This window comes from Psychrobacter sp. HII-4 (assembly GCF_904846595.1).
Lineage (GTDB): Bacteria > Pseudomonadota > Gammaproteobacteria > Pseudomonadales > Moraxellaceae > Psychrobacter > Psychrobacter celer.
On record NZ_CAJHBJ010000003.1, the window covers coordinates 111,405 to 125,991 of the forward strand.

The 14,587-nt window shown below is 47.4% G+C and carries 9 protein-coding genes; 2 read left to right on the top strand and 7 right to left on the bottom strand.

Translation table 11 applies throughout. From position 1 onward, the window contains the following. Nucleotides 1-105: 105 nt before the first annotated feature. The 3 genes from cydB to JMX98_RS03300 all read right to left on the bottom strand — a co-directional run bounded on the left by cydB (nt 106) and on the right by JMX98_RS03300 (nt 3,415). Nucleotides 106-1,122 carry a cytochrome d ubiquinol oxidase subunit II gene (cydB, locus tag JMX98_RS03290; RefSeq protein WP_201584701.1) on the bottom strand — a complete coding sequence of 339 codons (1,017 nt, stop codon included), beginning with the start codon at nt 1,120-1,122 and terminating at the stop codon, nt 106-108. Next, nucleotides 1,122-2,618 (bottom strand): cytochrome ubiquinol oxidase subunit I, encoded by a 1,497-nt coding sequence (locus JMX98_RS03295; protein ID WP_201584702.1) that lies wholly within the window; start codon nt 2,616-2,618, stop codon nt 1,122-1,124. The genes cydB and JMX98_RS03295 overlap by 1 nt, the downstream gene beginning before the upstream one ends. Nucleotides 2,619-2,944: 326 nt before the next feature. After that, nucleotides 2,945-3,415, bottom strand: coding sequence for a hypothetical protein (locus JMX98_RS03300; protein ID WP_201584703.1), 471 nt, complete (start codon nt 3,413-3,415; stop codon nt 2,945-2,947). Nucleotides 3,416-3,767: 352 nt separating this feature from the next. Between JMX98_RS03300 and JMX98_RS03305 the strand changes: the two genes are divergently transcribed. Further along, nucleotides 3,768-4,313 carry a rhodanese-like domain-containing protein gene (locus tag JMX98_RS03305; RefSeq protein WP_201584704.1) on the top strand — a complete coding sequence of 182 codons (546 nt, stop codon included), beginning with the start codon at nt 3,768-3,770 and terminating at the stop codon, nt 4,311-4,313. Between the two features lie 209 nt (nt 4,314-4,522). Here JMX98_RS03305 and JMX98_RS03310 read toward each other — a convergent pair whose 3' ends face one another. The 4 genes from JMX98_RS03310 to JMX98_RS03325 all read right to left on the bottom strand — a co-directional run bounded on the left by JMX98_RS03310 (nt 4,523) and on the right by JMX98_RS03325 (nt 10,604). Further along, nucleotides 4,523-6,991: an esterase/lipase family protein gene (locus JMX98_RS03310; RefSeq protein WP_227680005.1), complete on the bottom strand. Its 2,469-nt coding sequence runs from the start codon at nt 6,989-6,991 to the stop codon at nt 4,523-4,525. Nucleotides 6,992-7,169: 178 nt separating this feature from the next. Next, on the bottom strand, nt 7,170-8,282 hold the full coding sequence (locus JMX98_RS03315; RefSeq protein WP_201584705.1) for a tetratricopeptide repeat protein: 1,113 nt from the start codon (nt 8,280-8,282) through the stop codon (nt 7,170-7,172). A gap of 230 nt (nt 8,283-8,512) precedes the next feature. Further along, nucleotides 8,513-9,157 (bottom strand): 2-polyprenyl-3-methyl-6-methoxy-1,4-benzoquinone monooxygenase, encoded by a 645-nt coding sequence (gene coq7, locus JMX98_RS03320; RefSeq protein WP_192993828.1) that lies wholly within the window; start codon nt 9,155-9,157, stop codon nt 8,513-8,515. Between the two features lie 115 nt (nt 9,158-9,272). Next, nucleotides 9,273-10,604, bottom strand: a complete 1,332-nt coding sequence (locus JMX98_RS03325) for an MFS transporter (RefSeq protein WP_201584706.1) — start codon at nt 10,602-10,604, stop codon at nt 9,273-9,275. A gap of 331 nt (nt 10,605-10,935) precedes the next feature. Here JMX98_RS03325 and JMX98_RS03330 point away from each other — a divergent pair, with 331 nt between their 5' ends. Then, nucleotides 10,936-14,526: an autotransporter assembly complex protein TamA gene (locus JMX98_RS03330; RefSeq protein WP_201584708.1), complete on the top strand. Its 3,591-nt coding sequence runs from the start codon at nt 10,936-10,938 to the stop codon at nt 14,524-14,526. The last annotated feature ends 61 nt before the right edge of the window (nt 14,527-14,587 follow it).

The window sequence follows — 14,587 nt, forward strand, 5'->3', positions numbered from 1 at the left end:
TACGCCATACGGGCGTAGTGACCGCCACCTTTTGCGGTGGCCTGTCACTTTTTAGCTGTCATTTCTCTGATGCTACTTGTTTCTGACTTAGCACATATACTACGCCTAGTACATATGCTCATGATCTGTCTTGCCCTTAAAAGTATAGTAGGCAAAAGCGGTATAACTTAAGATAATCGGTAGCATGATAGCGGCCCCAATCAGCATAAAGGATAGCGAGGTGTCCGCTGCTGCTGCTTCATAAATCGTCATTTCATACGGGACGATATAAGGGAAAACGGCAAAACAGACCCCGATATAACCCATCAAAAATAACGCCACCGTCAAGAGAAATGGGCGATATTCACGCTCCGTCTTTAAATCTTTACGCATCAAAAAGAACAAGAGCAGCACGATAATCGGCATGGGTGCCAAATATAGCAAGCCTGGGAAGCTAAACCAGCCCTCAAGCGCCTTGATATCAGAAAAATACATAAAGGCGGTAACTACAATCATAGAGGCTATAAGCGCTGAGAGCATCCAACCTGAGACTTTGCGCGCCCATACTTGTAGCGTGTGTTCTGTCTTGATAATCAGCCAAGTGGAGCCCAGTAGCGCATAGCCGATAATCATGGCAATACCGCAAATGATAGAAAAAGGTGTGAACCAATCAAAAGGCCCGCCTGTATAGAGACGATTGCTTGCCTCAATCCCTTGTATCAACGCGCCCAACATCAGCCCTTGGCAAAAAGTGGCCACCACGGAGCCGATAAAGAAAAAACTGTCCCATACGTGACGACGTGAAGAGGCTTTAAAACGAAACTCAAACGCCACGCCGCGCATGATCAGGCCAAACAGCATAAAGATGACCGGCAGATACAAGCCGCTCATGATAATGCCATAAGCGACTGGGAAGGCTGCGAATAAACCGCCACCGCCCAGTACCAGCCACGTCTCGTTGCCATCCCAAAAAGGCGCGATAGAGTTCATTATCCGGCTTCGGTTCTTATCTGAGCCTGCAAAAGGAAATAAAATCCCGCAGCCCAAATCAAAACCATCAAGCAACACATAAATAAAGACAGATAAGGCAATCAAGCCGCCCCAGATCAAAGGTAAGTCTAATACATCACCGTAGTTAAACATTAGCGTAACCCTCCATCATCGACATCATCAGCAGGTGTATCGATATTTTCTTTTGTACTTTGATCAGGACTGCTATCACCGCTTAGTGTCCGTCCCTGACTTTCTGTGACTGAGTGCTCATAGAAGTTGTCCTCAGCGGGATCTTCAAACGGTTTTGGCCCCTGCGCGATCAGTCGCAAGATATAAAAGCTACCTGCACCAAAAACAAAGGTATAGAGTACGATAAAGCCAATCAAAGTCGTCGCCACCTGCTGCGCTGCCAGTGGTGATATACTCTCGCTAGTACGAATGACTTCATAGACGGTCCAGGGTTGACGTCCTGTTTCGGTGACGAACCAGCCAGCTAGTAGCGCAATAAAGCCCATCGGCGTCATAAACATCCAAGCCCTATGGAACCATTTACTATCAGGATTAAATTGTTGTTTTTTAAAGTACTTGTAAACACTAAATAAACCAACAAGCACCATAAGCATACCAATACCCACCATAATCCTAAATGTCCAAAAGACAATAGCAACAGGCGGTTGATCCTCGACAGCCCAATTTTTGAGTCCTTTGACTTCTCCATCTAATGAATGAGTCAAAATTAAACCCGAGACATAAGGGATACTCACCTCGTAATTATTGGTTTGGTTATCTTGATCAGGTATCGCGAATAAACGTAGTGCCGCGCCGCGCTCGTCTTCCCAAATACCTTCCATCGCCGCCACTTTTGCAGGCTGATGTTCAAGGGTGTTCAAGCCATGCTCATCACCAATGAGCACTTGTAGCGGCGCTACAAAGATGGCCATAATCATCGCCATACCTAGCATTACGCGGCCATGCTGGCGATGATCTTGATGCTTTTTGGACTGCAGGTAATAGGCACCAATACCGCCGATGACAAAGGCAGTAGTCAAAAATGCTGCCGTCACCATATGTGCAAGACGGTAAGGGAAGGAGGGGGTAAAGATAATCTCAAGCCAATTGGTTGGATACAGAAGGCCATCAGCGCCTATCATAAAGCCTTGCGGCGTCTGCATAAAGCTATTAGCTGATAAAATCCAAGTGGCTGATATCAGCGTGCCGACAGCGACAATTGCCGTCGAGGCAAAGTGCATGCGTTTGCTGACGCGCCCCCACCCAAACAGCATAATACCTAAGAATGATGCTTCTAAGAAAAAGGCAGTTAACACCTCATAAGCGAGCAAAGGCCCTAAGACGTTACCGGCTTTGTCCGAAAACACCGCCCAGTTGGTACCGAACTGGTAGGACATCACCACGCCTGATACCACGCCAAGACCGAACACCACGGCGAATATTTTGACCCAGTGTTTATAGACTTCAGCGTAAATGGGATCGCCCGTTTTGAGCCAGCGAAATTCTAATACGGTCAGCCAGCTGGCAAGTCCAATAGAAAAAGCGGGAAAGACAATATGAAAGGAGACAACAAAAGCAAACTGGATACGCGCGAGCATCAGCGCGTCCATTTGATCTATCATAAAAGAGGCAAACATAAGGGTTACCTATATTAGTTAGCTGAATTAGTTAGCTGATTGGCGTAACTATCCATAATACGCGCAAGTAACTGTCCGCAATATATAAACCTTTATCACGGGCAATAGCCAAAAATAATTTGGCTGGTGTGGAATCTATGTCCTTATAAACTATATTTTTACTATCTAGACAATCGATCTAAGCAATTGAGTAGTCTTACTAGATACGAATGAAGATGATATTGAAGTCATTATGCGCTCGCTGTACAGCGGGTGCAAGTTGCGCCATGTTACCAAAGCATACCTAGCAGTCATGACAAGGCTATTGAAATACCAACAGCCTTTTATTAAAAGCTGGCTATTTTTGTGTATTTATCAGTCATAACCTTAGCGATATCTGCTGGATTGGCTGCCGTAACGCCTTCAATTAGTGCCGATTGATCAAGCCCTTTACCCGGTAAATAGATAGCACAAACTTCGACTTGAGTTTGGGTTTTTTGCATAACCGTTTTCATCAGTCCTTGTGCGCTCATATTCTTTGGTGGCTGAGCTGCGGTCACACTGCTTGGCGCATCACGTAGCGCTAAGTCACCGGCGGGGCCACATAATAGTACTCGAGTGTCAGCGCCTTGCTGTGCGGACTGCATCGTCAATACCATAGACATCAGCTGTACTTGAGCATCTTCTGAGGTGACGATAACTAATAAAGGAGGTGTTGCCGTTTTGATAGAACGTGTCTCTTCAATCTCAGCTGAAGCAGAGCCCGCTGCTAAAAAAGTAATAGCAGCACTCAGGGCAGTGATAAGAATTTTTTTCATAGTATCTCTCATTGATGGCAAGATTATTGATGATAAGTTCAGTCTTTGAATCAAAAAGCCGCTCAGTTGTCACGTTAAAGCTTGACTATAGAACGAGCGTCTAAGTATCACACACATGATATTTAAAGACTAAAGATAATATTTAAATGTATAATGTATTTAAATATACTAACATGCTATAGTGAATTTAGTACCGTTTTTTTAACAAAAAATCGAAGACAACGAATATTTTTTATCATTTGAATAAAATGCTAAGGCAACTCTAGCTATAAGAGGCTAGTTATAGATAGCTATTTTGTGAGTTTATGAGATAAGAGTGATACTTGTAGTGAATATAGTTTAAGGAGAGGAAATGAAAATTGTCATATTATGGTTGCTTATTGTGTTTGGGCTGAGCTCATATGCCAATGCAGAGGACGCGCTAGCAGTGACACCCGAAGAGGTTTGGAACCTGGTGCAAGACGATGCAAGCCAGCTGCTGTTCGTTGATGTCAGAGACCCTGTAGAGATTATGTTTGTCGGCTTTACTGATGCGGTTGACTTAAATATCCCGTTTAAAGAAGTCGATCGCACTCAGTTTAATGATGAAAAAGCTGTCTTTGCTATGCCCAGCAATCCAGATTTTGCAGCTGATGTCGAAGATGCGCTTAGAGCTAAGGGTCTTGATAAAGATGCTTTAGTCGTCACTATGTGTCGCTCAGGCTCAGCACGCGGTAAACCTAGTGCGGACTATTTGTTGTCTCAAGGGTTTACTAACGTCAAGTACGTTGATCATGGTTTTCAAGGAAGCGCGGTAAAGCAAGGCGCTATGAAAGGGTTTCGTATTATGAACGGTTGGCAAAACTCAAAACTACCTTGGTCACCTAAGATGAATGCTAGCAAAATTGACAAACCTTAATTTCGATAGGCTGTCATCATTCAATGATCAGCATAGTAGAAATATGAAAGGGCTCTTTAGTCTCATCGTTTAACTATTTTTGCGCGTGGAAAAGGGTGTTAACAGATGCTTGATTGTCGTCGCCCTTTTCCTGTCTGCGTTGCATGACTAATACTATATGATTTATGCCAGATACCTGCTATTCAGCATATCTGATAAAGGTGTTGATATCACTGCTGCAGCTGTTTATGCAAAATCCGTCGCAGTGTCAAAATAGTTTGTGGATTGGTTTGTATACTATGACCGCCATTGATAATGGTTTCAGAGGCGGCGCCATCTAGGTGAGCACTGGTATAAGGCACAATACCGTCAGACAACCGCTCAGTGATGGCTTGACTGATATCGCCATCAACTGTAACAGCGGCGACTAAAGGCTCGCGGCGTACATTTCTATCTGTGTTATCGACAGTATTGGAGTCACTATCTTCTTCTTGCGCTTGTGATAAGTCTATCTTAGCCCCGCCTGGCTGCATTTTTGCCAAACCTTGAGTGATATCGGCATCGTTATTAGCGATAATGGAGTGATAAGTAATACGATCGTTAATAGAGATATCTTTGGTTAGTTGGATAAAAGAGGATTTGTCACTCAATTGGCTGGCACCGTTTTGTAGGTATAAAGCGCCAAGTGGGTTTTGTGCCAAGTCGCCTTGGGTGGCAATGGTCGCCAGATTGTCTGTGACCGTCTTGACCAGCCCAACGGGCAGATACACAATGCGGCGCAGCGCACGGGTAAACCAGCGGTCTGCATAATCGGTGCCGCGAAACGGCGCTGATAAAAACACCGCTGTATCCACTTGCGGTAAGGTTGTGAGATCAAAGCGGTCTTTGAGCTCGGTCTCACCAAATGAGGCTTTAAGAGCATCACGAATTTGCCGCTTTTCGCTATTAGAGAGCAGGTTTTGATCGTCTAAGCTGTCTAAATCGTCGACCAGATTGTCGTCTGATAGCATCATACGGGCGATGACAGCGCCCATGCTGTGGCTGATAATCACGCTGTTTTTGCTGGCGCGGTTCTGCCCTTGTGGGTCGGTTTGGGCATAAGTGCTATTGATCAGGCGCTGGATTTGATAGCGGTTTTCTAAGATCGGTAGATTGGTGGGATAAAATATCTGCCAGACTTGATAGTTATCGCGCAGCTTATCATCGTTTAAGATATCGTTGGTCAAATTGACCCATGTTGCAGGACTAGAGGCGAGGCCGTGCAGCATAATCAGCACGCGCTTATCAGGGTCATAGGGCTCGAGCATAAACAGCTTGGGCAGTCGGGCTTCAGGCTGGCGAGTGATGAGATTAAGATAACCGACACCATCCAGCTGGTTTTCTGCCAACCAAAGACCATAGCCTGCCGAAAAATTGGCTGCGATGGGGTGGTTATCACCCAAGATATTGACATGCTCTGTTTGATACGGGTTATAAAGATGGATATCGAGCGTGCGGCTGCTCAGCGTGTCTAAAACGCTATTGCCGCTGGGCTTGATAAGACCGGTCAATAACAAATGGCCTGTAGGATAGATACGCGAGCTTGGGTCGCTCTCATTCTCATTGACGCTGTCGCTGTTTTGCTCAGAGGACAAGCGCCCCGCCAACGACGACGCCAATAGTTGCCGAATCGTTGTGGTATAACGATCATCTAACGATGCCACTAGGCTGATGCCCAGCCCCGGACGTTTGCTGATAGAGTTTAGGCCAGAGAGGCGCAGCTCGTAAGTGGAGACTAGGTCAGCAAGTGCTGAGGTTTGCTTGTGCGCATTTTGTAAGTAGCTGTTTTCGTTTGGTAGATAGACGCCAAGCTGATAGTCATCAACAGCTATTTTCATCACTTTGATTTGGTCAGTGGGTTTGCCTGTGAGCGGTGATAAATTGGCGATGGCTGCTTGCTCGCTGCTATCACGCTTGCTTGAGGTGATGGGGAGGTATTCTATCTGTGCCTCGCCCATCATTTTGTCCGTGCCATCAGCGGACTTGTACAGCTGAGTGATGATATCGTTGCTGGCCGCGTTATATATGTCTTGGGTCTGAATATCCGTATCATTGGGAATACGGTTTTGTTGCTGCGACTGTCCGCTGGCCTTATCCGCTCCCTCAAAATCGTGTACGAGCGCGTCATAAAATAAATAGGTGTAGCTCGATTTTACTGCATCAAATAGCCGCTCTTGATAGTCATTGAGACAGCGACTGGTGTTTTGTTGCTGGGCTTTGGCGTCTTCTGCACTTAGCGGCGCATTGGCATAGTAGGGATCAAGCGGCGGACGAGACAAGGCGTCGCGGCAAGCTTGCGAGCGTGCCAACTGACGGGCTTTGGCATAGTGTAGCTCGGCAAAAATCGCTAAAGCAGGGCGGTAGTGTTTATTTAGTATGCTATCGGTCAGCTGCGTCAAGCACAGATCAAACTGCTGCATACAGGCTTGCTCGTTTAGCCCTGCAGATAGCAGCGCTGAGGCGGTGTCACTACTCAGTTTTTTGTCAGTGACGATATTGCCGCGCTGGTCGGTGATGGTCTTTGCGGAGGTTTGTTTGTTGACAGAAACCGTGCTGCAGGCAGGCAGTAGCGCTACTGCGGCAAGCAAGACTGCTAGGGTCGTCGACCGCATTTTTTGGTTGGTGTGCATCATCGGTTTGATAAGGCTAAGCGGTGTCATAAGTCAATCCCAAAAACGAGTGTCAAAAAGGCGAAGGAGTGCCGGCAGGCGTGCAGATAAGTGTAGCGTAACTTTTGTGATTAGACTATTTATTATCCAGCAAAAAACGCCTTCATTTTTAGTGAGAAAATGAAGGCGCTATAAGGGCTATCGGTCAAACAGGCTGATGTACAGCAGATTAGACGCTTGGTTTGACATCGATGTCAGGGGCAGGAATATCCCAGATATAAAACTTACCTTCTTCGATAAGTTTGATTTGCTGAGGAATAATGTCGTTGTCGGGGTTCTGACTTTCAAGGCGACGCAGACGCTCCAAGGCTTTGTCACGGCGATCGCTAAGAAGGTCTGATTGTGCCAAGCTTTGCTCTGCTTCGGTGTAGCCCAACGAGACGGCACGGTCTAAGTACTTTTGACCTTCTTTAAACCCACCACCTTCTGAGAGCATCATGCCATACAAGAAGTTGGCTTCGCCGCTGTCTGGCTGAATTTTGATGGCGCGATCCACATACTGCCCACCGCGGATGGTATAGTCCGAGCCCAAGTCTAGGTTGCGGCCCATGCCATTGAGCTTCGCTGCTCGAATCAGTACATCATAAGACGCGTTTGGCTCTTTGGCATAAGGCTCAATCCACTCTGCCAACACCTTGATTTTTTCGCGGGTGTAGTGACGCTGTGAGCGGTTAGGGAAGTTGGGTGGGTAATGACGAGCGTTGGGTGAGACATCTTTGATAAAGTCATCGAGTAGGCTGACATCAAGCTTGTCATTATTATTGCTCGTCTGTTGCGGAATCAGTACCGTCGGTACAAAGCTGACATCAGACAGTTGTACTTGCGGCGTGGGGATGTTGTTCAGCTGACCACTACGAAGGTCGATGCCAGTGGCATTCATCGGACCTGGATCGTAGACACGTGTGGTACCAGTGAATTCAGGTGTCGCTGGTGGCCTGACGTCTTGTGGCTGCAACGTACTCATCGGCGGGCGGTTTTGTACGGTGGGTGGCTGCGGGGCGGTGACGGTTTGCGGCGCGGTAGCTTGAGGGGCTGGTGTACTGTTTGTGCTAGCCGCGTTATCCGCCTTTGGCTGAGCCAGACGAATGACACGTTTGCTTGAGTCGATGGCGCTCGGTACAGAGGCGGCGTTAGTGGCATCAGTCGCGCTGCTCGCAGCTTGTGCTTCGGCTGCATGAGCAGGCGCAGAGAGCATCATGGCGCAAGCGGCAGCAACGGCTGTCAAAGTTGCCAGCGCTGGCGCCTTGGGAGATACGCTGGTCGATAATGTAGTGGTTTTCATAAAAATAGCTACCTTATTAGTAAGTCAATATTAGTAAGTTAGTGTTTATTAGTATTCATAGGTTGGTTGTTGTATGATTTTATAATGTAGCTGATGGCCAGTATTTACTCATCTGAAGATACCAGATACCAGATACCTGAGACATCTCAGGGCAAAAGCGTACAAATTTTTTATACCCTAGCAAATTAAACTGAGCGCTATCAGTAGTAGGATTGTTAATACGATAGCCTTTATAAGTGGTAAGCGGTGGCCTTCATACGGTTGGCCATCCAGCGCATCGTCTGGCGTACAGCGGGTGACAGCGCCGCACCCCCATTTTCGAGCGCCAGCTCACGGTGATGCAGCTCTTCGATATCCATTTGTGCCAATATCTCTTTTGAGCGCTGGTCTTGCTCTGGTAGCTGGGTGATATGATCTTGTAAATGCTCGCTGACTTGCGCTTCTGTCTCGGCGACAAACCCCAAGCTAAACTCATTGGAGATAGCACCGGCCACCGCACCCAGACCAAAAGACATGCCGTACCACAGCGGCGTAAAAATACTGGCATGGCTACCAAGCTCGTCTAGCCGAGTCTCACACCATACCAGATGGTCGACTTCTTCTTCGGCAGACTGCTGCATGGCTTGTTTGACACCGTCGTCTTTTGCGCTAAAGGCTTGACCGTGATACAGGCCTTGCGCGCATACTTCGCCTGTGTGATTGATGCGCATCAGCCCTGCGACATGACGTGCCTCGGTGATGCTCAGCTCAGGAATCTCATCACTACTCACCGGTAAGGGGCGCGTACTAGGATTTGAATGTGGGACGACAGCTCGTAACGCCTTATCGACCCCAACTAACAACTGGTCGACTTTGGATAAAGGACGCGGGGCCATAATTCACTCCTCATGACTTATAATCAAAAACAACAAACATTACTATAGCAAACAATCCAAAATATCAGCACCACTATTTATTATGCACGTGCCTACATATCGTCTGCGAAATGTATTATAAAACACTCGCATCATGAGTTTGGATGACCGCCGCTTTGATATGTTTATGCAGCTTGATATACAAAAACACGCCAAAGACGATATTTAGCAGGCCTGTCACCAAAAGCAACTGCGGTAGCGTCAAACCCAAGGTGTTTAAAATAACAATCGAAAAAATCGCTGAGGTGACCATAAATATCGCATTAAAGATATTGTTGGCCCCCACGATACGAGCACGGTGGCTTTTTGGCGCATATGCCTGCATCGACGCATACAGTGGCACGATGTATAAGCCGCCACTAAAACCCAAAAAGAATAAGTCGGCAAAGACGCGCCACGTGCCTCTCATCCCAACCAACTCACCAATACCCAGCAGTGTGCCATCAGCGACAGCCATATTTAGGCTAGATAAGGACCAATATAAATCGACAGCAAAAATACTCAAACCTGCGATACCAAACGGCAGTAGCCGCAAGCTGACTTGGTTTTTGGTCAGTGACTTACATAGCAGTGAACCGATCGATACGCCAACTGAAAACAGCGTTAATAAAAAAATCACCACCGACTCATCGCCGTGCAAGATGACCTTGCTAAACTCTGGCGTCTGCGTCAAAAACGTCGCGCCATAAAACCAAAACCAGCTGTTGCCAAGAATGACAAAAAACAAAAACGGCAAGGAATATAGATAGCGTACCGTACTCAAACTGGTGGTGAAGATATTCCAGTTGATTGTCAGCGCCGGCTGCATCGCAGGCATCAGCGGGATAAAGCGTGCGGCCAAATAGCCGAGTATAGCCACCAACAGCACCGTCGCACTGATCCAATAAAGCGATGCGGAGAGCTGCGTCAATACCCCAGCGACGATCATCCCCAGTAAAATCGCCAGTGAAGTGCCCATCTGAAACAAGCCATTAGCGCCGACCAGCTCATTTTCTTTCATCGCTTGTGGCAGATAAGCGTACTTGATCGGCCCAAAAAACGTCGAATGCGTGCCCATCAAAAACAGCGCGACAAACAGCAAAACATACCATTCAAAGACAAACCCCACGGCTGCCACCGCCATAATCATCAGCTCAAGCAATTTAATAAACTGCGTCAGCTTGGATTTTTCAAACTTATCAGCGATTTGGCCTGCCAATGCTGAAAATAAAAAATATGGCAAAATAAACAGCATGGCGGCCAAGTTGTTTAAGATACTGACTTCCATACCCAGCTGGCTTGCCGCTGTATACGTCAGTACCAATATCAGCGCTTGCTTAAAAATATTGTCATTAAAGGCGCCCAAAAACTGCGTAAAAAACATGGCGCTAAAACGGCGATGCTTAAATAATTGAAACTGATTTGCCATGAAAATTCCTACCGATGGGTCGCGGTTGCTGAGTAAAAAACCGTCAAATAAAACAGTCGGATTATTTTGATTGTTATTAATATCAATAGCTTATAAAAATATAGCATAGGGTTTGTAGCTGTTAAGCCGTATAATAGCAAGGCTTTGCCAAAAATACATGCGTACAACGCTATGATTTCATAATTATCTAAGTTATGATTTGTAAATTTACATGGCTATATTGCCAAATATAGTGATAATTCAGACCACTGCGATAAGTTTATTCACCGGTAATGCTAAACAATGGCCATCGTTGTTGATACGGTACCGCGTGAGCTGATAGGAACCAATCATGAAGCACCAGCCATCAACTCTAACGCACAACGTATTGCTGACGTCGCAGGATACCTATACTCATAGCGTGAGTGGCCACAGCGTGAGTGCCAGTACGGCTATCTGCTCTGATAACAGCGCTCGACCTCACGCCGTGTGTGCGCACTTTACACGCTCAGCATTATTTACCGCGCTGACGACCAGCTTGGTGGGTTTTGGGGTAGCGCCTACGGTATGGGCTGATGCGCCGCCTACGGTCATGGTCAAAGCTCCTGCCACTCAGTCTGCTAACAGTCGTTCAAGCGCTAGCTCAGCGCCGCGTGAGCCGTTAGAGGACGGCTCGCAAGTAGATGCTGCACTAGACGCGCTACGCCTAAAAAAAGCGGTGGAGCAAGGTGTTGTCGATCAATCTGTGCTCGATGAGTATAGTGAGCAAAGTCTAGGTCTCAAAAAATCAAACGTTAAAAACTCAAATACTGAAACGTCAAATGCTGTAAATAATAACTCTTCAATTAACGACCCCTCAAACCGATCGAATAACACAAATGGCGCTGACCGTCATCAAATAAATCAGGCCAGCATGATAGATGGTGTCGACAACGATGCGCTGAATAACAACTCAATTAACGACAATTCACCTAACGACAATGCCCTAAATAATGATGCGCTGGCTAGTGATATGTCTAATACAGGCGCGAACGACAATCTGTTGCAGCAGGCCGCTGAGGTACAGCAGCAGGGTTATCAGATGATGACGCCTGAGCAGATAGAGCGTGAGCTGGCAGCTATTAATCGTCAAAACAGTGCCATGCTAGAGAGTAATAGCACGGTGACTGGCAATAGCAATGTCAGCCCCCTTGACGGTGTTGGCCGCTATGACAGAGACTTTGACGCTCCGATTGCCAGTTTGGACGATACCACTCCGCCTGTGGGTTTGGATATGGCGCTGGATGCCACCAATTTGCCAACCCCAAGTAACTTGGAAACGCTGGGTAAAAATGAGAAAGATGAGCGCGCGGCAACACAAGCGCAGACAGACGAAGTGATGTCGCGTCCGATCGATGTTAGTGATTCGGTCAGCAGTGGCCGCACTAATGAAGCGACTGATAGCGAGATTGTGGCCAATACCAGCGCCGCTAATGGAGAAAGTGCCGCAGCACAAGACATCAATCCTGATGACTATTTGCCAGATTATCAAACCGATACGCAGGCGGTCAGCCAAAGTATCGAGCAAGCTGATGAAAAAAAACCGCTAGCCCGTAACAATGGCAATATCATCAAGCGCCTTTATAATCGCCTGTTTAATGGGGGAGTGAGGGCGTTGCCGCATGTCGACACAACTGTCTATCTACAGCAGGCAGCAGATACAGGTGATGGCAAACCAAAGCTCAAAAAAGCCGATGACGATACCCAACCGATAAAAAACATCAAAGCGGCGCTGGATGATACGACAGTTCAGTCGGTCGTTGACTTTACTGCAGCTTTGCCTCGCCTGCGTCAGACGGCATTAGATGCGGCAAAAGCAGTGGGGTATTATGATGTGACTTTGCGCTTGCGTCAGCCTAACAGCGATAGGATTGATGTCATCATCGAAAATCTGGGAGAGCCGGTGCGTGTGGACAGCCGCATCGTCGAGATTCGCGGCGAAGGCGGTGAGCAGCCGGAGTTTGCTGCGCTTGAACCGGACTTGCCACCACAAGAGGGCGATATCTTTAACCACCGCGTCTACAAAAACAGCAAAGCGGCTTTGGAGTCGTTGAGTAACACTTATGGTTATTTTGATGAGTATTGGCTAAACAAATCGGTTGATATCATCTTGCCAGACAACACCGCCGACGTCGCTTTGGTTTATAACACAGGCGATCGTTACGAGTTTGATGACGTGGTGTTTTTTACTTATGATGAAGCGACCAACACCCTGACACGAGACCCTGACAAGCTACCTGTTGAGATGTCATTGTTACAGCAGCTCATCGGCTTTGAGCCGGGCGACAAGTTTTATCGGCCAGCGGTGACCAAGTTTAGTAACGATTTGTCGGCGACCCGTTATTTTAACACCGTCAACGTAGAGTCCATTTTGCCACCTGATGAGAGCAGTGAGGCAAGCACTTTGGCTTTTGACAATGCGCCTACTGCCAATGGCGATGAGGTGTTGGACAATGATGTCAATAATGGTGCGATCAACAATGCCGCTACGGCAGCCAGCACAGTCAGTAATGACGGGCATATGAGTGCAGAAAGCGGCGGTGTCGCAAGCGAAAGCTCGGCTAGTAATAGCGGCGCGACGGTCGACCCTGCCGATATCGCGACCATCGAGTTTGAGGCAGACGAAGCCACGCTGGATAAGCTACAAGCCATCAAACAAAAAGCTGAGCGTTTAAGCCGCTTGCCAAATGATCGCGTACTTGACGAAAAAGACCAAGAGGCGGACAGCATCTTGGGTAAAATCAGTGACTCCATCAGTAATGTGGCACAAAAGATATTTCCAGATGAAAAAAACTTACTGGCCGACGAAAACTTTGTGCCGCCCACGCTGGCAGGACGTAAAACCCCGCAAGACGTGGCTGAAAGCAAAAAAGTACCGCTGTATGTTTTTGTGTCCTCCAACAAGCCGCGTGATGCGCAAGTCGGTCTAGGCTATGGGACAGACACAGGTGTCAGGGCCACTGCCAAAATAGATTATAATTTGCTCAATCGTCAAGGCTATCAAGCAGGGGCAGAGACTGAGGTTTCAAGAATCACGAAAAATGTCGCTGTCTATGGTAGCAGGCCTTGGAAACATCCGCTCAATGATAAGTTAGATGGGCGTCTGACCTATGAAGAAGAGGTCATTGATCAAGGCGAAGGTAACTTTGATTTGTCCACCAAAACGCTAAAAGCGGCCATTGCCCGAAACATCCGCCGCGACAGTGGCTGGAACCGCAGCTACTCTATGCGTTATCGCTTAGATGAGCTAGAAACGGGCGTAGATGAGACAGAGCTTGATGACCTGCCCATTCGCTTTACGTCTTCTAAACCCAAACAGCGAGCATTACTGTTTGGCTATGGTATGAACAAAACCGACGTGGACAGTACGACCAACCCGACTCGCGGTATCCGCCAGTATTACTCGCTCGAAGCTGGGACTGACAAAGCGCTGAGCGACACCGATTTGGCCATTGTTCGCGCTGGTGTCAGTGGTATTTATAGCTTTGGTGACGATAAAAAACATCAGGTATTAGGCAGTCTCAATACAGGCTATATTTGGGCAGATGATTTTTATGATGTGCCTTATAAGCTGCGTTTTTTTGCAGGCGGCGACCAAAGTATTCGCGGCTACGACTATGAGAGTTTATCCCCGCTAGATAAGGGCTACTTGACAGGCGGGCAGGTGCTGGCAGTCGGTAGCGCTGAGTATAACTATGAGTTTAGACCAGGGTTTCGCGGTGCTTTCTTTACGGACGTGGGTAATGCCTACGACAAAGACTTTGAGACAGATACCAAGGTCGGCGTCGGTGTCGGTATCCGCTGGGCTTCCCCCGTCGGTGTGGTACGGGTGGATGTCGCCGCGGGTGTGACAGAGGAGAGTATTCCGGTTAGACTGCACTTCTTTATTGGTTCGCCCTTATAGCTTTATTGTCATTTTTCGTATTTATCGTACCATTGCTGGTCATCATTTTTTAACGTAGTTG

Coding starts and splice junctions, on each gene's coding strand:
- cydB (WP_201584701.1), bottom strand. CDS start 1,122: ATGTTTAACTACGGTGATGTATTAGACTTACCTTTGATCTGGGGCGGC.
- JMX98_RS03295 (WP_201584702.1), bottom strand. CDS start 2,618: ATGTTTGCCTCTTTTATGATAGATCAAATGGACGCGCTGATGCTCGCG.
- JMX98_RS03300 (WP_201584703.1), bottom strand. CDS start 3,415: ATGAAAAAAATTCTTATCACTGCCCTGAGTGCTGCTATTACTTTTTTA.
- JMX98_RS03305 (WP_201584704.1), top strand. CDS start 3,768: ATGAAAATTGTCATATTATGGTTGCTTATTGTGTTTGGGCTGAGCTCA.
- JMX98_RS03310 (WP_227680005.1), bottom strand. CDS start 6,991: ATGACACCGCTTAGCCTTATCAAACCGATGATGCACACCAACCAAAAA.
- JMX98_RS03315 (WP_201584705.1), bottom strand. CDS start 8,282: ATGAAAACCACTACATTATCGACCAGCGTATCTCCCAAGGCGCCAGCG.
- coq7 (WP_192993828.1), bottom strand. CDS start 9,157: ATGGCCCCGCGTCCTTTATCCAAAGTCGACCAGTTGTTAGTTGGGGTC.
- JMX98_RS03325 (WP_201584706.1), bottom strand. CDS start 10,604: ATGGCAAATCAGTTTCAATTATTTAAGCATCGCCGTTTTAGCGCCATG.
- JMX98_RS03330 (WP_201584708.1), top strand. CDS start 10,936: ATGAAGCACCAGCCATCAACTCTAACGCACAACGTATTGCTGACGTCG.